The 18,934-nt window shown below is 72.4% G+C and carries 14 protein-coding genes; 4 read left to right on the plus strand and 10 right to left on the minus strand.

Annotated elements, in window-relative coordinates:
- Positions 1–105: 105 nt before the first annotated feature.
- Genes treZ through glgX form a run of 3 tightly spaced genes read right to left on the minus strand, consistent with a single transcriptional unit; the run spans position 106 to position 6,252 of the window.
- The gene (gene treZ / locus AB0C01_RS28965) at positions 106–1,830 is read right to left on the minus strand and encodes a malto-oligosyltrehalose trehalohydrolase (protein ID WP_357572630.1); all 1,725 of its coding nucleotides are present in this window, start codon (positions 1,828–1,830) and stop codon (positions 106–108) included.
- On the minus strand, positions 1,827–4,133 hold the full coding sequence (gene treY, locus AB0C01_RS28970; RefSeq protein WP_357572631.1) for a malto-oligosyltrehalose synthase: 2,307 nt from the start codon (positions 4,131–4,133) through the stop codon (positions 1,827–1,829). The genes treZ and treY overlap by 4 nt, the downstream gene beginning before the upstream one ends.
- Position 4,134: 1 nt before the next feature.
- Positions 4,135–6,252: a glycogen debranching protein GlgX gene (gene glgX / locus AB0C01_RS28975; RefSeq protein ID WP_357572632.1), complete on the minus strand. Its 2,118-nt coding sequence runs from the start codon at positions 6,250–6,252 to the stop codon at positions 4,135–4,137.
- 502 nt (positions 6,253–6,754) lie between these two features.
- Between glgX and AB0C01_RS28980 the strand changes: the two genes are divergently transcribed.
- A complete protein-coding gene (locus tag AB0C01_RS28980; protein WP_357572687.1) occupies positions 6,755–8,026 on the plus strand; it encodes a glycosyltransferase family 4 protein in 1,272 nt (423 codons plus the stop codon).
- 216 nt (positions 8,027–8,242) lie between these two features.
- Positions 8,243–8,887, plus strand: a complete 645-nt coding sequence (locus AB0C01_RS28985) for a hypothetical protein (RefSeq protein ID WP_357572633.1) — start codon at positions 8,243–8,245, stop codon at positions 8,885–8,887.
- A gap of 147 nt (positions 8,888–9,034) precedes the next feature.
- Here AB0C01_RS28985 and AB0C01_RS28990 read toward each other — a convergent pair whose 3' ends face one another.
- From AB0C01_RS28990 to AB0C01_RS29005, 4 genes are all read right to left on the minus strand, one after another.
- Entirely contained in the window at positions 9,035–10,318 is a 1,284-nt protein-coding gene (locus AB0C01_RS28990; RefSeq protein ID WP_357239079.1) for a citrate synthase, read from the minus strand.
- A gap of 166 nt (positions 10,319–10,484) precedes the next feature.
- Positions 10,485–12,536, minus strand: coding sequence for a sulfatase-like hydrolase/transferase (locus tag AB0C01_RS28995; protein WP_357239082.1), 2,052 nt, complete (start codon positions 12,534–12,536; stop codon positions 10,485–10,487).
- Positions 12,529–13,959, minus strand: coding sequence for a class I SAM-dependent methyltransferase (locus AB0C01_RS29000; RefSeq protein ID WP_357572689.1), 1,431 nt, complete (start codon positions 13,957–13,959; stop codon positions 12,529–12,531). Before AB0C01_RS29000 ends, AB0C01_RS28995 begins: the two co-directional genes overlap by 8 nt.
- 17 nt (positions 13,960–13,976) lie before the next feature.
- On the minus strand, positions 13,977–14,126 hold the full coding sequence (locus AB0C01_RS29005; protein ID WP_007459587.1) for a hypothetical protein: 150 nt from the start codon (positions 14,124–14,126) through the stop codon (positions 13,977–13,979).
- Positions 14,127–14,327: 201 nt separating this feature from the next.
- Here AB0C01_RS29005 and AB0C01_RS29010 point away from each other — a divergent pair, with 201 nt between their 5' ends.
- Positions 14,328–15,176 carry an arginase family protein gene (locus AB0C01_RS29010; protein WP_357572690.1) on the plus strand — a complete coding sequence of 283 codons (849 nt, stop codon included), beginning with the start codon at positions 14,328–14,330 and terminating at the stop codon, positions 15,174–15,176.
- Positions 15,177–15,200: 24 nt separating this feature from the next.
- On the opposite strand, the gene AB0C01_RS29015 is transcribed toward AB0C01_RS29010, so the two are convergent.
- The 3 genes from AB0C01_RS29015 to AB0C01_RS29025 form a co-directional block, all read right to left on the minus strand.
- Complete coding sequence (locus AB0C01_RS29015; RefSeq protein WP_357240631.1) at positions 15,201–16,652, minus strand: HAMP domain-containing sensor histidine kinase; 1,452 nt, start codon at positions 16,650–16,652, stop codon at positions 15,201–15,203.
- A gap of 31 nt (positions 16,653–16,683) precedes the next feature.
- Complete coding sequence (locus tag AB0C01_RS29020) at positions 16,684–17,430, minus strand: response regulator transcription factor (protein WP_357239085.1); 747 nt, start codon at positions 17,428–17,430, stop codon at positions 16,684–16,686.
- Between the two features lie 112 nt (positions 17,431–17,542).
- Positions 17,543–17,773, minus strand: a complete 231-nt coding sequence (locus AB0C01_RS29025) for a hypothetical protein (RefSeq protein WP_357239088.1) — start codon at positions 17,771–17,773, stop codon at positions 17,543–17,545.
- A gap of 187 nt (positions 17,774–17,960) precedes the next feature.
- Between AB0C01_RS29025 and AB0C01_RS29030 the strand changes: the two genes are divergently transcribed.
- Positions 17,961–18,926, plus strand: a complete 966-nt coding sequence (locus tag AB0C01_RS29030; protein ID WP_357572634.1) for a serine/threonine-protein kinase — start codon at positions 17,961–17,963, stop codon at positions 18,924–18,926.
- Positions 18,927–18,934: the final 8 nt, after the last annotated feature.

The raw sequence follows: 18,934 nt of genomic DNA on the forward strand, positions 1-18,934 counted from the left end.
CCCCGCCGCCGGCTCGGGCTGGTCCGACCAAAGGCTAGGCAGATCTGCCTACGCACGGTGCGCACGGTTGTCCGTGCGGCACCTACCGTTCACTCCCCGCGGTGCTCACAGCGCCACGATCGCCGCAGTCTCCGCCGGCAACTGGATCCGGTCCCGCATCACGGTGACCCCCTCCCCCGTAGCCAGCAGCACCCGCCGAGCCACCCCAGGCAGCGACACCCCCTGCCCCCGCCCAGCCAGGTTGGCGACAACCAGCGTGTCCCCCCGCCGCATCACCAAAAACTGGTCCCCATGCTGCACAGACACCGCGTGCAACCGAGGATCCGACAGATCAGGGCAAGACCGCCGCAGCCCAATCAACCGCTGGTAGAAGGCCAGCATCGAAGCATGCTCAGGCTTGTCCAGCTCCGCCCAGTCCAACCGCGACCGCACGAACGTCTCCGGGTCCTGCGGATCCGGCACGTCCCCCTCCGGCCACCCGTGCGCCGCGAACTCCCGCCGCCGCCCGGTCCGCACCGCAGACGCCAACTCCGGCTCCGGATGCGAGGTGAAGAACTGCCAAGGCGTAGAGGCAGCCCACTCCTCCCCCATGAACAGCATGGGAGTGAACGGAGCCGTCAACAGCAACGTAGCCCCAACACGGAGCAGCGAAGGCGACAGCGAAGCCGAGATCCGATCCCCGGTAGCCCGATTCCCGATCTGATCGTGGTTCTGCAAGTACGCCACGAGCCGATGACCCGGGACGCGGGAATCCAGAGGCCGCCCATGATGACGGTTACGGAAGCTCGACCAGGTCCCCGCGTGGAAGAACCCACCCGTCAGCACGTCAGACAGCGTCTCCAAGGAGCCGAAGTCCCCGTAGTACCCCTGCCGCTCCCCCGTCAGCAACGTGTGCAGCGCGTGGTGCGCGTCGTCGTTCCACTGCGCGTGCAGCCCGAACCCGCCCGCCTCCCGAGGCGTGATGAGCCGCGGATCGTTGAGGTCGGATTCGGCGATCAGCGACAACGGCCGCCCCAGATGCGTCGACAGCGACTCGACGGCGAGAGTCAGCTCTTCCAGGATGGGCACCGCCCGCGAGTCGGGCAGGGCGTGCACGGCGTCCAGGCGCAGGCCGTCGACGTGGTAGTCGCGCAGCCACATGAGCACGCTGTCGATGATGTAGCGGCGTACCTCGTCGGAGTGCGGGCCGTCCAGGTTGATCGAGCGGCCCCAACTGTTGCTCTGCTCGGCCAGGTAGGGGCCGAACTGCGGCGCGTAGGCCCCGGAGGGCCCGAAATGGTTGTAGACAACGTCGAGGATCACCCCCAACCCCTTGGCGTGGGCGGCGTCGACGAACCGTTTCAGGCCGTCGGGGCCTCCGTAGGGCTGGTGGGGGGCGTACCAGCAGACGCCGTCGTACCCCCAGTTGTGTTCGCCGTTGAAGGCGTTGACCGGGAGCAGCTCGATCAGGTCGACGCCCAGCGACACCAGGTGGTCGAGGCGGTCGATGGCCGCGTCGAAGGTGCCTTCCGGGGTGAAGGTGCCGATGTGCAGCTCGTAGAGGATGCTGCCGGGCAGTTGCCGGCCGGTCCACGAGGTGTCGGACCACGCGAAGGCCGAGTGGTCGTAGCGGCGGCTGGGACCGTGCACACCAGCAGGCTGCCACGGTGACCGGGGGTCGGGCAGCGGGGTCTCGTCGTCGTTCAGCAGAAAGGAGTAGTCGAGGCCGGCGTTGGGGACGTCGACGCGCCACCAGCCGTCGGCGGCGGCGCGCATCTCGTGGTCGGCGTCACCGGTCAGGCGCAGCCGCACGCGGGTGGCGTCCGGTGCCCACACGGAGAATTCGGTCATGACGCAGCCTCCACGGCAGCGGTGGGTGGAGCCAGCAGTGCGACGGGATAGTCGGACAGAAGGTCGTCCAGAGGGGTCTCCCCACCACTGTAGACCCGGCCGGTGAACAGGTCCTTCATCTCGTGAACGGGAAGTGACAGGGCCGTGTCGCACCAGCCGCCGGCGCGGGCCAGGCCCAGCGGCAGGCGGGTGGCGACGGTGATCGCGCCGCCCCGGTCGAACGCCACCGCGTGCCGGCCCAGCCGCCCGTGCGCCGGCACCGGCCGGTAGCCGGTGAACAGCTCCGGGTGCGCCCGCCGCAGCCGCAGGGTCCGCGACACGACGAGCAGCTTCGCCGCTCCGTCGGTGTCGATCGGGGGACGCCAGCCGGCGTCGAGGCGTGCCAGCAGCTCTCGGCGTACGTCGAAGTCGACCGGGCGCCGATTGTCCGGGTCGACGAGGGAGTTGTCCCACAGCTCGGTGCCCTGGTAGGTGTCCGGGACGCCGGGCATGGTCAGTTGCACGAGTTTCTGCCCGAGGGAGTTGCTCCAGCCGGCGGGGGTGATGGCGGCGGCGAGTTCGGTCAGCTCGTCGTGCAGGCTCGGGTCGTCGTACATCCGGTCGATGACCGCGTGCATGGCCTGCTCGAAGGCCGGGTCGGGGTCCGCCCAACTGGTCGAGGCCGCGGCCTCCCGGGCGGCCTTCTCGGCGTACGCGTGCAGCCGTTCCCGTTCGATCGGCCACGCGCCGACGGCGGTCTGCCAGAGCAGGTGGGCGAACGCCGGGTCGGGCAGCGGCGCGTACTCCATCCAGGTCTTGACCTGCTCGGCCCAGCGGCCCGGCAGCTCGCTGAGCACGGCGAGGCGGGCGCGGACGTCCTCGCCGCGTTTGGTGTCGTGGGTCGAGATGGTGGTCATGGTGGCGGGCCAGCGGACCTGCTGGGCGGCGGCGAAGCGGTGGAACTCCGCCGGCGGCACCCCGAAGTGGGCGGGGCTGTCGCCGACCTCGTTGAGCGCCACGAACCGGGTCCACCGGTAGAACGCGGTGTCCTCCACGCCCTTGGCCATCACCGCGCCGGTGAGCTGCGGGAACCGTTGCGCCAGCTCGTCGGCGGGGTCGCGCAGTCGGCGGGTGATCGCGTCCAGGGCGCCGGCCAGGTCGGGGCGGCGGCGGCCGGCCTCGGAGCGGGCGGCGGCGAGGTGCCGGGCACCGTGCGGCGGGTAGCCCCGGTAGACCTCGAACGCGGCGGCCAGCTCGGCGAGCGCCATTCGGGCCTGCTCGGTGGGCACCTCGGGGGCGAGCGCGGCCAGCCTGGTCAGCTCGGCGGCCAGCAGCCCGGTGGCGGCGGCCAGCTTGGTGGCGTGGGTGAGGTCCTCCCAGGAGGTGCGGCGCCCGACGAGCTGGGTGTCCAGCACCGTGAAGTCACCCTCGGCGTCGGTGTCGACGAACAGCCCACCGACCGCGGCCAGCGCCTCGTAGCCGGTGGTGCCGTCCACCGGCCAGTCCGGCAGCTCCTCGCCGTACTCCAGGATCTTCTCCACCACGAGCCAGGCGTCCGGTGCGGCGGCCCGCAACCGGGTCAGGTAGCCGCCCGGGTCGCGCAGGCCGTCCGGGTGGTCGACGCGGATGCCGTCGACCTCGCCGGCGGCGGCCCAGCGCAGGATCAGCTCGTGGGTGGCGGCGAACACCGCCGGGTCCTCCACCCGCAGACCGGCCAGGCCCGCGATGGCGAAGAACCGGCGGTACGTCAGCTCGGCGTCACCGCGCCGCCAGGAGACCAGCTCGTAGCGCTGCCGGTCGTGCACCTCCCGGGCGGTGCCGTGGCCGGTGCCGTCGGCGATCGGGAAGCGGTGCTCGTGGTAGCGCAGCTCGTCGTCGACCACCTTGAGGTCGTCCAGGGCGGCCGGGTCGTCGGCGAGCACCGGCAGCAGCAGCCGGCCTCGGTCCCAGTCGATGTCGAACCAGTCGGCGTACGACGAGTCGCGCCCCCGGCGCAGCACGTCCCACCAGGCCGGGTTTGCCGGCGGCACGGCGACACCGGCGTGGTTGGGCACGATGTCGACGACCAGGCCGAGCTGCCTGTCGCGCAGCGCGCCCAGCAGTCGCTGCCGGGCGGCCTCGCCGCCCAGCTCCGGGTTGACCGCCCGGTGGTCGACCACGTCGTAGCCGTGCTGCGAACCGGGGGTGGCGGTCAGCAGCGGGGCGGTGTAGAGGTGGCTCACGCCCAGGTCGGCGAGGTAGCCGAGGATCGCGGCGGTGGCGTCCAGGTCGAAGCCGGGGCGGACCTGGACGCGGTAGGTGGCCTGCGGAGGGGTGGCCGGCATGTCAGATCGTCCTCTCCAGCACGACGAGGGAGCGGTCCGGCACCCGGATGGTGCCGCCCGCGCTGATCACCGTGGCGTCGCCCGGCTCGGGTTCGGCCGTGCTGATCACCCGTTCCCACTTCTGGCCGTATTCGGAACCGGGCATGGTGAAGTCCAGCGGCGCGTCGTGGGCGTTGAAGCAGAGCAGGAACGAGGCGTCGTGGTGTTTCTGGCCGTACTGGCCGCGCTCGCGGATGCCCTCGCCGTTGACGAACAGCGCCACCGAACGGCCGAAGTCGTTACCCCAGTCGTCGCCGGTCATCTCCCGCCCGTCCGGGGTGTGCCAGGCCAGGTCGGGCAGCGGCTCGTCGCTGCCGCGCCCGCCCACCGGCAGGCCGGTGAAGAACCGGCGACGGCGGAACACCTGGTGGCGTTTGCGGAACGCGGTCAACGTCTGGACGAACTCCAGCAACTGCTCGTCGACGTTGTCCCAGTCGACCCAGGCTAGCTCGCTGTCCTGGCAGTAGACGTTGTTGTTGCCGTGCTGGGTGCGGCCCAACTCGTCGCCGTGGCCGATCATCGGCACGCCCTGTGACAGCATCAGGGTGGCCAGGAAGTTGCGCCGCTGCTTGGCGCGCAGGGCGAGCACCGCCTCGTCGTCGGTGTCGCCCTCGACGCCGCAGTTCCAGGAGCGGTTGTGGCTCTCGCCGTCGCGGTTGTCCTCGCCGTTGGCCTCGTTGTGCTTGTCGTTGTACGACACCAGGTCGTTGAGGGTGAACCCGTCGTGCACGGTGACGAAGTTGATGCTGTGGAACGGGCGGCGGCCGTCGTCCTGGTAGAGGTCGGCGGAGCCGGAGATCCGCGACGCGAACTCGGCGAGGGTCGCCGGCTCGCCGCGCCAGAAGTCCCGCACGGTGTCGCGGTACTTGCCGTTCCACTCCGTCCACAGCGGCGGGAAGTTGCCCACCTGGTAGCCGCCGGGGCCGACGTCCCACGGTTCGGCGATCAGCTTCACCTGGCTGACCACCGGGTCCTGCTGCACCACCTCGAAGAACGTGGAGAGCCGGTCCACCTCGTAGAACTCGCGGGCCAGGGTGGCCGCGAGGTCGAAGCGGAAACCGTCGACGTGCATCTCGGTCACCCAGTAGCGCAGCGAATCCATGATCAGTTGCAGGGAGTGCGGGCTGCGCACGTTGAGGCTGTTGCCGGTGCCGGTGTAGTCGACGAAGTAGCGGCGGTCCTCCTCGCTGAGCCGGTAGTAGCTGGGGGCATCCACGCCCTTGAAGCTCAGCGTCGGGCCGAGGTGGTTGCCCTCGGCGGTGTGGTTGTAGACCACGTCGAGGATGACCTCGATGCCGGCCGCGTGCAGTGCCTTGACCATGCCCCGGAACTCCTGCACCTGCTGGCCGGTGCGGCCCAGCGCCGAGTAGCCGTGGTGCGGGGCGAAGAACCCGATGGTGTTGTAACCCCAGTAGTTACGCAGCCCGAGGTCGCTGAGGCGGTTGTCGTGGATGAACTGGTGCACCGGCATCAGCTCGATCGCCGTCACCCCGAGCCGGGTCAGATAGTCGATCATCGGCGGGGAGGCGATGCCCGCGTACGTGCCGCGCAGCTCCTCCGGGATGTCCGGGTGGCGCATGGTCAGCCCGCGCACGTGCGCCTCGTAGATCACCGAGTGGTGGTAAGGGGTGCGCGGCGGCTTGTCGTTGCCCCAGTCGAAGTACGGGTTGACCACCACCGACTTCGGCATGAACGGCGCCGAGTCGGCCTCGTTCATCTTCTCCGGCTCGGCCATGTCGTAGTCGTAGACCGCCGGGTCCCACTGGACGTCACCGTCGATGGCCTTCGCGTACGGGTCGAGCAGCAGCTTGTGCGGGTTACAGCGCAGCCCGTTGGCCGGGTCGTACGGGCCGTGCACCCGGTAGCCGTAGCGCTGCCCCGGCTCGATGCCCGGCAGGTACGCGTGCCACACGTAGGCGTCCACCTCACGCAGCTCGACGCGGCGCTCCGCGCCGGTGTCCCACTCGTCGAAAAGGCAGAGCTCGATCCTGTCGGCCACCTCGGAGAAGATGGCGAAGTTGGTGCCCATCCCGTCGTAGGTGGCGCCCAGGGGGTACCGCTCGCCCGGCCAGACCTGCATGTTGCTCCTTAGACCATGGTTGTGCCCGCACCGGCCGACGCATGCCCGCGCGCACGCAGGTATTGCCCCCCGCCCGGCAGCGCCAATCCATCCTTTCAGGCGGTGACGGAAAACCACCCGTCTGATGCGGGCAACACCCTCAGGTGTCCTCCGTCACGATGACCCTTTTCGAGGTGCGTTCTCGGGCCCGATGCACTTTCCTTGACCGGGGACAAGCGTTCGCGCGTGTTCCGCCAGGCCACTCGGCCACCCCTTACACCTCACTCCGCCGCCACTGACGCCGGCGTACCACCATGCATGGACGGAGATTGATGTGATCCTGCGGGTCGACGAGCAGCACACAGCCACCAAGGACCGGGCCCACCGGCCCACCCTGACCTCCCGGTCCCCGCTCCCGACCCAGCCCGGTCACACCGCGCAGCCCGGTCTCACCGCGCAGCCCGGCGCGGCCGTGCCGGCGCAGCCCGGCGCCGGGGTGCCCCCGCAGACCCAGCGCATCCTGATGCTGTCCTGGGAATACCCGCCGGTGCTCGTCGGCGGCCTCGGCCGGCACGTGCACGCGCTCTCCGTCGCCCTCGCCGCCGCCGGCCACGAGGTCACCGTCGTCACCCGCCACACCGAGGGCGCTCCCATGGAGGAGTACGCCGACGGCGTCCGCGTCCTGCGCGCCCCCGAGGACCCGGTCGCCTTCCCCCTGGCCACCGACTCGCTGCTGGCCTGGACCATGGCCTTCAACCACACCCTCACCCGCACCGCGCTGCGTGCCACCCAGGCCGGCGCCTACGACGTCATCCACGCCCACGACTGGCTCGTCGCCCACACCGCGATGACATTGCGCGACCACCTGGACATCCCGCTGGTCAGCACGATCCACGCCACCGAGGCCGGGCGGCACCAGGGCTGGCTGCCGGAGGAGATGAACCGCACCATCCACGGCGTCGAGCAGTGGCTCACCAGTGAGTCGGGCCGGGTGATCGTCTGCTCCGGGTACATGCGCGACGAGGTGAACGCCCTGTTCGACGTACCGACCGCCCGGGTCGACGTGGTCGCCAACGGCGTGGAGCCGCACCGCTGGCGGGTGCCGGCCCGCGCGGTGGCCGCCGCCCGCGCCCGGTTCGCCGGGGACGGCCCGCTCATCACCTTCGCCGGCCGCCTCGTCTACGAGAAGGGCGTCCAGCACCTGATCGCCGCGCTGCCCCGGCTGCGCGAGCGGCACCCCGGGCTGCGCGCCGTGATCGCCGGCGACGGCCCGTACCGCGCCGAGTTGGAGGCCGAGGTGCACCGCCGCGGCCTCGGCGGGATGGTCACCATGCCGGGCTTCCTGGGCGGCACCGACCTGCCGGCGTTGATGGCCGCGTCCGACTGCTTCGCCGTGCCGAGCATCTACGAGCCGTTCGGCATGGTGGCCCTGGAGGGCGCGGCAGCCGGCGCACCGCTGGCCGTCGCCGCCACCGGTGGCCTCGGCGAGATCGTCGAGCCGGGCGTGACCGGGATGACCTTCCGCCCGCACGACCCCGACGGACTCACCGACGCGATCGGCGCGCTGCTGTCCGACCCCGACCGCTCCCGCGTCATGGCCCGCCGTGCCCGCCGGATGGTCCACGACCAGTACGGCTGGTCGGCGATCGCCCAGCGCACCGCCGCCAGCTACGCCGCCGCCATCGCCAGCGACGCCGCGTTCACCGCCCAACGCGCCGAGCAGCGCATGTCCCAGGGCCGGGCGCTTCCGGCGCTGCCCGAGGGCAACCTGCTCGCCGCCGCCGGCCTGCGCTGACGCTACGTGATCGGCGGCCTGGCCCGTTTGCGCGTGATCGACGGCCCGGCGCTTGATCGACTCGATTTCCTTGAAGTCGGGGTGTCCCAGCGCCCGCGACACCCCGACTTCCCGGAAGCCGAGTCGATCACGCCGCGCCAGCCGGCACCGCGCCGCTCGGCACCGGCCGGTCGGCGCACGCCAGCCCGACCGGCCGGCGCCTGTCAGAATGTGCGAATGTCTCGCCCTGTCGACGCCCTGGATGCCAGTTTTCCGGTCGCCGCCTCGATCGCGCTGGACCTGATCCGGCGCCCCGAGGTGTCCGAGCGGTGGTCGCGTCCGAGCGCGCTGCCGCACCTGTCCGTGGGGGCCCTGGCGTGCCACCTGGGACGGCAGACGGTACACGCGGCGCACCTGCTGCCAATGTCGACCGACCTGCCTCTGCTGGAGTCGGCCGACGGCCACTACGAGCGGGCCGCCTGGGTCACCGAGGGCTCTCCGGACGAGGAGTCGGTGGCCGCGGGTCCCGACGAAGCCGAAGCCGCACAGGGCCTGGCCCGCCTGCGCGCCCGATCCGTCCTCGCCTTGAAGGAAGTGGATCACCTGCTCTCCGGAGGTGGCGCTCGTGACGTCGTGCCGATCCCGTGGCAGGGCTGGGCGCTGCGCCGCAACGACTTCCTGCTCACCCGCCAGTTGGAGATCGTGGTCCACTCCGACGACCTGGCGGTGAGCGTCGGCGTACCCACGCCAGTTTTTCCCGCGGAGGTCTTCGATCCGGTGCGCGACCTGCTGGTGCGCCTGGCCGTACGCCGCCGTGGTCAGTCCGCGTTGATCAGCGCCCTGAGCCGCAGCGAGCGCGCACAGGACATCTCCGCCTTCTGACGCCCCGGCACCACGAAAGCCGAGTCGATCACGCGCGAGCCCCGCCGACGGACGGCCGACCACGGTCGGGCAGCCAACGCCGGGGAAAGCGGCAGGCCGCCGACCCGAAAGGGGTCGACGGCCTGCTGGTGAAGCGAGGAGCGGGTGTCAGCGCTCGGCGAAGGGGACGTAGTCCCGCTCGGGCGCGCCGACGTAGACCTGCCGAGGACGGCCGATCTTGGTCTCCGGGTCGCTGATCATCTCGCGCCACTGGGCGATCCAGCCGGGGAGCCGGCCGAGCGCGAAGAGCACCGTGAACATCTTCGTCGGGAAGCCCATGGCCTTGTAGATCAGGCCGGTGTAGAAGTCCACGTTCGGGTAGAGCCGACGGGAGACGAAGAAGTCGTCGGCGAGGGCGATCTCCTCCAGCTCCATGGCGATGTCCAGCAGCGGGTCGGGCTTGGCCATCCGGCCCAGCACGTCCTGCGCGGCCTTCTTGACGATCGCCGCCCGCGGGTCGTAGTTCTTGTAGACCCGGTGGCCGAAGCCCATCAGCTTGACGCCGTCCTCCTTGTTCTTCACCTTGCGGACGAAGGAGCGGACGTCGTCGTCGCCGGCGTGGATCTTCTGGAGCATCTCCAGCACCGCCTGGTTGGCACCGCCGTGCAGCGGGCCGAACAGCGCGTTCACGCCGGCGGAGACCGAGGCGAACAGGTTGGCGTTGCTGGAGCCGACCAGGCGGACGGTCGAGGTGGAGCAGTTCTGCTCGTGGTCGGCGTGCAGGACGAACAGCATGTCCAGCACCTTCGACATCACCGGGTCGACCTCGTACGGCTCCGCCGGCACGCCGAAGGTCATCCGCAGCAGGTTGTCCACGTACCCCAGCGAGTTGTCCGGGTACAGCAGCGGCTGCCCGATGGACTTCTTGTACGCGTACGAGGCGATGGTGGGGACCTTCGCCATCAGCCGGACCGTGGAGATCTCCACGTGCTCGGAGTCGAACGGGTCCAGGCTGTCCTGGTAGAACGTCGACAGGGCGCTCACCGCGGACGACAGCACCGCCATCGGGTGGGCGTCCCGGGGGAAGCCGTCGAAGAAGCGGCGCATCTCCTCGTGCAGCAGCGAGTGCCGCCGGATCCACTCGGTGAACTCGGTCAGCTGCTGCTCGGTCGGCAGCTCACCGTAGATGAGCAGGTACGAGACCTCCAGGAAGGAGGACTTCTCGGCCAGCTGCTCGATCGGGTATCCCCGGTACCGCAGGATCCCCGCGTCGCCGTCGATGTAGGTGATCGCCGATGAGGCGGCCGCGGTGTTGACGAAACCGGGGTCGTATGTCGTCATCCCGGTTTCCTTCAGCAGCTTGCTCACCCCGATACCGGCGGGGCCGTCGACCGCTGGGTGTACCGGCATCGACAGCTGCCCACCGGGGTGATCGAGCTTGACTTCCGTCATGTGGTTCCTCGCTTCGCCGGCAGATCTACGTTGAATTGCCTTCGCTTCTACCGTAATTGCGGCTCGGGGGACAACGCCCGCCGTGGTTCGGCGGTGAGGTATGCGTCACCCGATTCCCGACCGGGCCACCGGGAAACCCGGCTTCCCGGTGGGCGGGACGACCGGTTCAGGACAGTGCGAGGCGTCGCAGCGTACCGTCCGTCGCGACCTGGTAGACGTCGAGCTGGTTGCTACCGGCGTGGAACAGCTTGTCGTCGGTGAGCAACGCGGCGAACCGACGACCGCCGGGGTCGGGCGGCACCACCGGGACGACCGCCCCGATCCGGCCGTTGACGGCCACCGCCAGCAGCGTGCCGTCCGGGATCCGGTCCGGGACGTCGCCCCAGACGAGCGCCGGGAGGGTGCCGGTGTCCGGGTCCATGGCCGTGAACGCGGCCAGGTCGGCCACCCGGGCGTTGCCGCCGGCCGGTCCGGCGCGCACCTCGGTGCCGACCAGGGGGTGCGGTGTCGGCGGCGGCGGTGGGGCGGGCACCCCGCCGGGGAAGGTGACCGGAACGCCCGGGCGGTCGTAGAAGTGTTTCGTGCCGTCGGCGCGGGGGGCCTGCCGGGCGGAGCGGCCGTCGACCGGCCAGGGCAGCCGGAGGTTGGCCTCGTCGGCGACGGTCGGCAGCAGGTCGACGTGTTCCCAGTTGCGGTCGTCCACCCGCCCGGTCCGCTGCCGCGGCTCCTTGACGAACGTCGGCACCCAGGCGACCTCACCGGCGGCGGCCTTGATCGCGTCCATGCCCCGGCCCTGCGCGCCGGGGCGGAAGCTGACGCCGTGGTCGGCGGTGACCACGACGAGGGCCTGGTCGTAGAGGCCGCTGGCGCGCAGCGTCCGCAGGGTCTCGCCGATCAGCCGGTCGGTGTAGCCGAGTTGGGCGAGGTGGCGTTGCCGGGCGAGGTCGATCCAGCCGGCGCCGTCGTTGGGCAGGTCCTCGGGGGCGTCGTAGCGCGCCCCGGAGGGCAGGTAGGCCCACGGTGAGTGCGGCATCAGCAGGTGCAGGAAGTGCAGGGTGGGCCGGGACGTCGGTTTCAGCCCGGCCAGGAAGGTGGTGAACCGGGCCGGTTGGTTGTCGTCCAGGCTGTCCCAGCGGAACGTCGGGTCGGCCGGCACCGGCTCGGCGGCGTCCAGGCCGGCCTCGGCCCGGGTCTGCTCCCGGTAGGAGTCCTCCGGGTCGACGGCGCTCTCCGTCGGCCCGGCGAGCTGGCCGAGCAGCCTGCCGGTCTGCCGGGCCAGCACGCCGAGCCCCTGTTCGGGGGCGACCGCCTGTTCGCAGCGACTGGGCGGGCACAGTCGGGTGATGCTCTCCTCGGCGCGGATGTCGTACAGGCCGCCGAAGGCGGTGAAGATGTTGTCCGGGTACTGCGAGTAGTGCGGGGCGACGGGCTTCGCCGGGTACCGGCCGGTGAGCATGGCGGGCAGCGCGTTGGGCGTCCAGCCGCTGACCCCGGTGGCGTTGCGGTACCAGGTCGAGCCGGCGGCCAGCTCGGCGAAGTGCGGGTACCGCGTGGCGTCGATCCGTCCGTCCGTCCCGAGCAGGCTGACCAGCGGCAGTTCGTCGAGGATCAGCATGACCACCGGCGGGTGTACGCCGGTGCCCTGCGCGGTGCCGGCCGCGCCGCCGTCGCCGCGCGGCAGCACCACCGCCGAGGTGGGTGAGACGAGCAGGAACAGCGCCACGAACGCCACCGGCCCGGCGGCGGCCAGTCGCAGCGCCCGGCCCGGCGCCCGCCACCGCCGGTGCGCGGCCGCGCCGCCGGCACCGGCCAGCACGGCCACCAGCAGCAGGGGTACGCCCCGAAGCGGCGTCACGTGCCGGCCCACCTGCACGGCGAGGGCGGCGAGCAGCAGCCCGACCAGGCCGGTGTGGGTGAGGGCGCGGGCGGTCCGGCCGGCCAGTCGACTGAGCGCGCCGAGCAGGGCCACCGCAGTCGTGGGCAGCACCGCGACCAGGGCGGTCAGCAGCAGGATCTGGGCCGGGTCGGCACGGTGGAACAGGAAGAAGTCGGGGCTGCGCCCGAGTACGTCCAGTAGGGGCTGGGTGACGACCAGCCCGACCAGGGCGACCACCTCCAGCAGCCGGCCCAGCTCGCCCCGCCAGCCCCGGTACCAGCGGGTGGCGGCCGGTCGCGACCGGGCGTCCGGGGCTGGTGGGTGGGCGGCCGGGTCAGCCACCCACCACCGTCCGGTAGAGCGTGCGGGTGCCCGAGGGCAGTTCCAGCCGGTCGGTGATCCGGCCCCGGGCGGCGAGCAACGCCTCGAACGTGTCGCGTCGGTAGTCCGGGAAGAGGCCGGCGGGTTTGTTGGCGAGCAGTCGGGTCGCCATCGGGTCCTGCGGGTCGACGAACTCCACCACGACCGCGCCGCCGGGCGCGGTCAGCCCGGTCAGCCAGTCGACGACCTCCGGCAGCGGCACGTTGCGCCCGATCGCCAGGTGGTGCACCACGGCCAGGGCGAGCACCACGTCGGCGGACGCCCGTTCGGCGAAGCCGGCCCGCTCGACGCCCCGCCAGCCGCCGCCGGGCGACGGGTCGGCGAGGTCCAGCACCAGCGGCAGGATGCGCCGTTGCCCCTCGGCGCGCAGGGTCCGGTACAACTGGTCGACCACCGCCGGGTCCTGCTCGACGGCGACCACGTAGTCGGCGTGCCCGGCGGCCAGTCGGGAGTACCGGCCGTCGTTGGCGCCGAGGTCGAGCACCAGGCGGGGGCGGGCGCCGGCGGCCACCGCGGCGGCGACGAACTGTTCCTTCGCCACGCGGTCGCGGGCCGAGTAGCCGCAGGTCTGCTGGTAGTCCGACCAGTGGGTCTCCGCCGGACGATGGTCCAGCTTGCGGACCAGTTTCCGCATGCCGCGTACCGTGGCCAGCAGCAACTCCCGGGAGAAGCCGGCGGCCCGGAGCTGGTCGCGGACGTCGGTGGTGCTGGCGGCGGCGTTGCGGCGCTGCATGGCGCCGTGCAGGTGCACGTGCGTCAGCACGCCGGGGCGCAGCCGACGGGTCCCGCCGAACAGGGGCCGTAGTTCGTCGGCCTCGATGCCGTCGACCCGGGCGCGCAGCCAGGGCTGGAAGTCGACGCCCAGGTGGGCGGTGAGCATCAGCGGGTAGAGCACGGTCTGGCAGAACTGCCGGTAACCGGCCCACGGCTCGCCGTCGTGGACCGGCTCGAAGGAGCCGATGTCGATGAAGACCGGCTCGGCGCCGCGCCACTGCAGGTTGTACGCCGACCCGTCCTTGGTGGTGAAGCCGTCGGTGAGCGCGGCGTGCAGAATCTCCAGGTGCAGCAGGGCGGCGTCGCGCAGCATGCCGAACGACCACTCGTACGGGTGGGAGACGAACGGGATGCGCTCGTGGCGCAGCACGGCGGCCCACGGCGCGCCGGTCGCGGCGGGCACCAGTGTCGACGGGGCGTCCTCGGTGGCGCAGACCTTGCGGGCGGCGACCAGGGCCGGGAAGAACGTGCTGCCGGTGAGGGCACGCCAGTGCTCGGCGGCCTGCGGGTCCAGCCCGCGCAGCACCTCGTCGCCGACGTGGAAGACGCGGTTGGCGGGGTCGCGGAAGGAGGCCGGCTCGGGTCGTACCTCGGTGGGTGAGATCGCCATCGTCGGGACCGGTCCGCTCACCGCTGGTCGGTCGGTTGCCGGCGGAACCGGTCGACGAGGCGTCGCCAGTAGAGCTTGGCGGCGACCGCTGCGCCGGCCACCCCGCCGACGACCGCCTGCACGATCAGGCTGCCGGATCCCGCGTCCAGGTAGGCCAGATGTATCACCGATCGCTCCTTGCGCTCGCCGTTTCGACACCGGCGTCCCGGCCGCAATACCGGTGAGGCTTTTGACCCAGAAAGCCGGACTTGTCCCACACCGTACGCCGCTCGTCATCGCCGTCGCGGGCACATCGGCGTACTCCCAGCCTCGCCACAGAATGTGGTCGAAACGCCCGACCGCACCGGTACGCTGCGGACGTGCGCTGGATGATCGTGGACGCGCCGCTGGACTCCTCCGGCGCTGGGCGCGGCGAGGAACGGGCCCCCGCCGCGCTGCGCCGGGCCGGCCTGATCGACGCCCTGTCCGCCGACGACGACGGGCAGATCGACGAGGCCCGGTTGCGCGACCCGGTCCGGGACCCGGCCAGCGGGGTGATCGGTGCCGCGGGCCTGGTCCGGGCCGGTGGCGCGATCGCCGCGCGGGTTGGCGCGCTCCTGGCGGACGGCCACCGACCGCTGGTGCTCGGCGGGGACTGTGCGATCCTGCCCGGCATCTGCCGTTCCCTGCCGCCGGGAACCGAGCTGTGGTTCGTCGACGCCCACCCGGACTTCCTCGACGGTGCGACCTCCCCCACCGGCGAGGCCGCCGACATGGACCTCTCGGTGGTCACCGGGCACGGCCCGGCCGCCGCCGTCGGCCCGGACGGCACGCTGATCGCGCCGAGCCGCGTCTGTCTGCTCGGGCACCGCCCGGCCACCGACGAGAGCAGCCGGGTCGAGGCGGCCCGGATCGACCCGGCGATCCGCCAGGTGAACGCCGCCGAGGTGCTGCGCCGAGGTGCTGCGACGGTCGGGGCGGGCCTGGCCACCGACTCCGACGGGCCGGCCTGGCTGCACCTCGACCTGGACGTGGTGGACCCGCGCGATCTGCCCGCGGTGACCTACCCCGAGCCGGACGGGTTGCGCTGGGCCGACCTGATCGCGCTTGTCACCCCGCTGGCCCGTGCCGACCGGCTGCTCGGAATGAGCGTGACCGACCTGAACACCGACGAGGACCCCGACGGACATTCCACGCGACGCGTCGTCGAGGTCCTCGCCGAGGTGCTGCGCGGCTGACCCACGGGTGTCCGCGCGGACCGATCAGGTGTCCGTGCTGGGACCGGGCAACCGGACGGTGAACACGGTCCGGCCGGGGCGGCTGTCCACCGCGACCGTGCCGTGGTGGGCCTCCACCACGGCCGCCACGATCGCCAGGCCGAGGCCGGTGCTGCCGTGCTCCCGGGACCGGGAGCTGTCGCCGCGGGCGAACCGTTCGAACATCTCCGGTCGCAGCTCCGGCGGCACCCCGGGTCCGTCGTCGGCGACGGTGAGCACGGCGCTGTCGGCGTCGACGGCCAACGTGGTGACCACCGTGCTGCCGGGCGGGGTGTGCACCCGGGCGTTGCCGAGCAGGTTCGCCACCACCTGGTGCAGTCGCGCGGCGTCGCCGGGCACCCGGATCGCCACCTCGGGCAGGCCGAGCTGCCAGCGGTGGTCGGGGCCGGCGACGTGCGCGTCGCTGACCGCGTCCACCAGCAGGGCGGTCAGGTCGACCGGGTCCGCCGCGAGCGGGCGACCGGAGTCGAGGCGGGCCAGCAGCAACAGGTCGTCGACGAGGCTGGTCATCCGGGTGCTCTCCGACTCCACCCGGCGCAGCGCGTGCGCCACGTCGGCGGGAACCTCGTCGCGGCCGCGCCGGGCCAGCTCCGCGTAGCCGCGGATCGCCGCGAGGGGCGTACGCAGCTCGTGGCTGGCGTCGGCGACGAACTGGCGTACCCGGGTCTCGCTGGCCTGCCGCGCGGACAGCGCGTCGGCGACGTGGCCCAGCATCCGGTTCAGCGCCGCGCCGACCTGGCCGACCTCGGTACGCGGATCGGTGTCCGCCGTCGGGACGCGGACGGCGAGTGCCACCTCGCCGCGGTCCAGGGGCAGTTCGGTGACCCGGGTGGCGGTGGCGGCCACCCGGCTGAGCGGGCGCAGCGTGACCCGCACGATCAGTGCCCCGGCGGCGCCCGCGACGAGCAGCCCGAGGGCGACCACCGCGGCCTGTGCGGCGAGTTGCCGCTGGACGGTCTCCCGCACCCCGGCCAGGGGGACGGCGACGACGCGTACCCGGCCGTCCCAGTACTGCCGGGCCACGGCCCGGTAGTCGCCGCGGGCGCCCAGGTCGACGGTGCGCGGTGTGGCGTCGACCGGCAGGTCCGCCAGTGCGGCGACCTCCCCGACTGCGACGGTCTGCTCGTCGGGGAACGGGTCGTCGCCCGACGGGCTCTTGGTCAGGGTCCGGGCGCTCGTCACCCGGCCGTCGGTGATCTCGGCGACCACCGTGCCGGACGGGGACCCGGGTGGGATGGCCGGGCCGCTGCCCGGGAACGCCGGCCGTCCCGGGCGGTCACCCCGCATCACCGTGGCGGGCGCCAACTCGGCGTCCAGCCGGTCGATCAGGACGTGCCGCAGCGCCACGGTGGTCAGGCCGGCGACGGCGACGCTGACCACCGCCAGCAGCGCGAGAAGGGCAAACACCAGTCGGGTACGCAGGGAGCGGCCGGCCAGCCACCGGCGGACGGCGCGCAGGGGGTGGCGGCTACTCGACGGGCTTGAGGACATAGCCGGCGCCGCGCAGCGTGTGGATCATCGGCGCGCGACCGGCGTCGATCTTCTTGCGCAGGTACGAGATGTACAGCTCCACGACGTTGGCCTGGCCACCGAAGTCGTAGTGCCACACCCGATCGAGGATCTGCGCCTTGCTGAGCACGCGACGCGGGTTGCGCATCAGGTACCGCAGCAGCTCGAACTCGGTTGCGGTGAGGGTGATCAGCTGGCCGTCGCGGCGGACCTCGTGGCTGTCCTCGTCCAGGCTGAGGTCACCGACGGTGAGGACCGCGTCCTCCCGGGCGGCGACGGCGAAGCCGGAGCGGCGCAGCAGCGCGCGCAGCCGGGCGATCACCTCCTCCAGGCTGAACGGCTTGGTCACGTAGTCGTCGCCGCCGACGGTCAGGCCGGCGATGCGTTCCTCGACGGCGTCGCGGGCGGTCAGGAAGAGCACCGGGACGGTGGGGGCGTGCTCACGCAGCCGGCGCAGCACCTGGAAGCCGTCCAGGTCGGGCAGCATCACGTCGAGGACCACGGCGTCCGGCTGGAACTGTCGGGCGGCGCTCAACGCCGCCATGCCGTCGCCGGCGCTGCGGACCTGCCAGCCCTCGTAGCGCAGCGCCATCGACAGCAGGTCGGTGAGCGTCGCCTCGTCGTCGACCACCAGCACCCGGACGGGCTCGCCGTCGGGACGACGCAATTCGATCCGGCTCAGCGCGGCCTGCCCGTTGGTGCCCATGGGTCCCATCGTGGCCGCGACGCCTGTGCCACGCCCCTGCGGGAGCTGTGCGCCAGCTGTGCGGTCGACCCGACGGGACGCCGGCCTCACCACCGTCAGCCCCGCCTCGTGGTCACTCGGACACCCCGTACGCGTCGGTGCGCACGAACCGCATGCTCCAACCGCCCGCGTCGTCGGGTTGGCCGCGTTCGTAGAGGTGGTCGGGGCCGGGCTGCACCGGCCCGGTGCCGTCCGGGTGCCGCATGATCCAGCGCTGCGGTGGGGCGCCGTCCGACCCGGCCGGCAGCAGGCGGACCAGGCCGTCCGCGGGCCCGCCGACGAAGCGTACGGTGACCTCGCTCATCGCGGCGCCCCCTCGGGTGACCGTGCCGACACAATCGGTGACGCCGGCTCTGGCTCGCAAGCTACCGCACCCGCCACCGTCGGCGCAGCGCCGATCGCCCGAACACCGCTGCGGTTTGCCCAGCTTGACGCTCGGGTACCGCGATCGGAGCACCCGCCGTCGGCGGAGCGAGGGCGAGGAGTGGTCGATGCGCACACTGGACGGGCGGTATCAGCTCGAGCAGCGCATCGGTGTGGGTGGGATGTCGGAGGTGTGGCGGGCGCACGACCAGGTGCTGGACCGGCCGGTCGCGGTGAAGCTCATCCTCCCCGGCCCGGACGACCAGGACGGCCGGCACCGCCAGGGCGGCCCGGTGGACCGGATCCGCGCGGAGGCCCGGTCGGCCGCCCGCCTGGTGCACCCGAACGTGGCGAGCGTGCACGACTTCGGCACCGCCTCCACCTGGCCGGGCCGTGCCGTGCCCTACATCGTGATGGAGCTGGCCGAGGGCGAGACGCTCGCCGCGCACCTGCGGGCCGGGCCGCTGGACTGGCGGATCGCGGTACGGGTCTGCGCGGAGGTCGCCGCGGCGCTGGCCGCCGCGCACGCCGAGGGCATCGTGCACCGCGACGTCAAACCCGCGAACGTCATGCTCACCCCGTCGGGCGTGAAGGTGCTCGACTTCGGCATCGCCGTCCCCGCCGGCGCACCCGATCCGACCCCGACCGGGATGGTGTTGGGGACCCCGGCCTACCTCGCGCCCGAGCAGTTGGAGCGGGCGCCGGCAACCCCCGCCGCCGACATGTACGCCCTCGGCGTCCTGCTCTACTACAGCCTCACCGCCCGTCTGCCGTACCACGCGGCCACCCTCAACGAACTGCTCGGCGTACGCCGCTGTCAGCCACCGGAGCCGCTGCCCGAGATCGACGGGCTGCCGCCGGAGGTGGCCGAGTTGTGCCGCTCCTGCCTGGCCGACGATCCCGCGCTGCGCCCGAGCAGCATGGTCGCGGCGCTGCTGCTGGCCGAGGCCGTGGACGCCCGGGTGTACGTCCCGATGACGATGCCGACGGCCCGCCGGCCCGTGCCGACGTCGGAGTGGACCGAACGGGCCGCCACCGAGGCGACCGAGGCGGTGGTCCTGCTCGACGAGCCGGAGGGGGCCTCCGGGCGCTGACCGGAGGC

It is taken from the genome of Micromonospora sp. NPDC048905 (assembly GCF_040649655.1).
Lineage (GTDB): Bacteria > Actinomycetota > Actinomycetes > Mycobacteriales > Micromonosporaceae > Micromonospora.

What these genes read in the sequence shown, in the direction of transcription:
- treZ (WP_357572630.1), bottom strand. Translation starts at nt 1,830, where the DNA reads ATGACCGAATTCTCCGTGTGGGCACCGGACGCCACCCGCGTGCGGCTG.
- AB0C01_RS29025 (WP_357239088.1), bottom strand. Translation starts at nt 17,773, where the DNA reads ATGAGCGAGGTCACCGTACGCTTCGTCGGCGGGCCCGCGGACGGCCTG.
- AB0C01_RS29030 (WP_357572634.1), top strand. Translation starts at nt 17,961, where the DNA reads ATGCGCACACTGGACGGGCGGTATCAGCTCGAGCAGCGCATCGGTGTG.
- AB0C01_RS28990 (WP_357239079.1), bottom strand. Translation starts at nt 10,318, where the DNA reads ATGACGGAAGTCAAGCTCGATCACCCCGGTGGGCAGCTGTCGATGCCG.
- AB0C01_RS28985 (WP_357572633.1), top strand. Translation starts at nt 8,243, where the DNA reads ATGTCTCGCCCTGTCGACGCCCTGGATGCCAGTTTTCCGGTCGCCGCC.
- AB0C01_RS29010 (WP_357572690.1), top strand. Translation starts at nt 14,328, where the DNA reads ATGATCGTGGACGCGCCGCTGGACTCCTCCGGCGCTGGGCGCGGCGAG.
- glgX (WP_357572632.1), bottom strand. Translation starts at nt 6,252, where the DNA reads ATGCAGGTCTGGCCGGGCGAGCGGTACCCCCTGGGCGCCACCTACGAC.
- AB0C01_RS28980 (WP_357572687.1), top strand. Translation starts at nt 6,755, where the DNA reads ATGCTGTCCTGGGAATACCCGCCGGTGCTCGTCGGCGGCCTCGGCCGG.
- AB0C01_RS29000 (WP_357572689.1), bottom strand. Translation starts at nt 13,959, where the DNA reads ATGGCGATCTCACCCACCGAGGTACGACCCGAGCCGGCCTCCTTCCGC.
- AB0C01_RS29020 (WP_357239085.1), bottom strand. Translation starts at nt 17,430, where the DNA reads ATGGGCACCAACGGGCAGGCCGCGCTGAGCCGGATCGAATTGCGTCGT.
- treY (WP_357572631.1), bottom strand. Translation starts at nt 4,133, where the DNA reads ATGCCGGCCACCCCTCCGCAGGCCACCTACCGCGTCCAGGTCCGCCCC.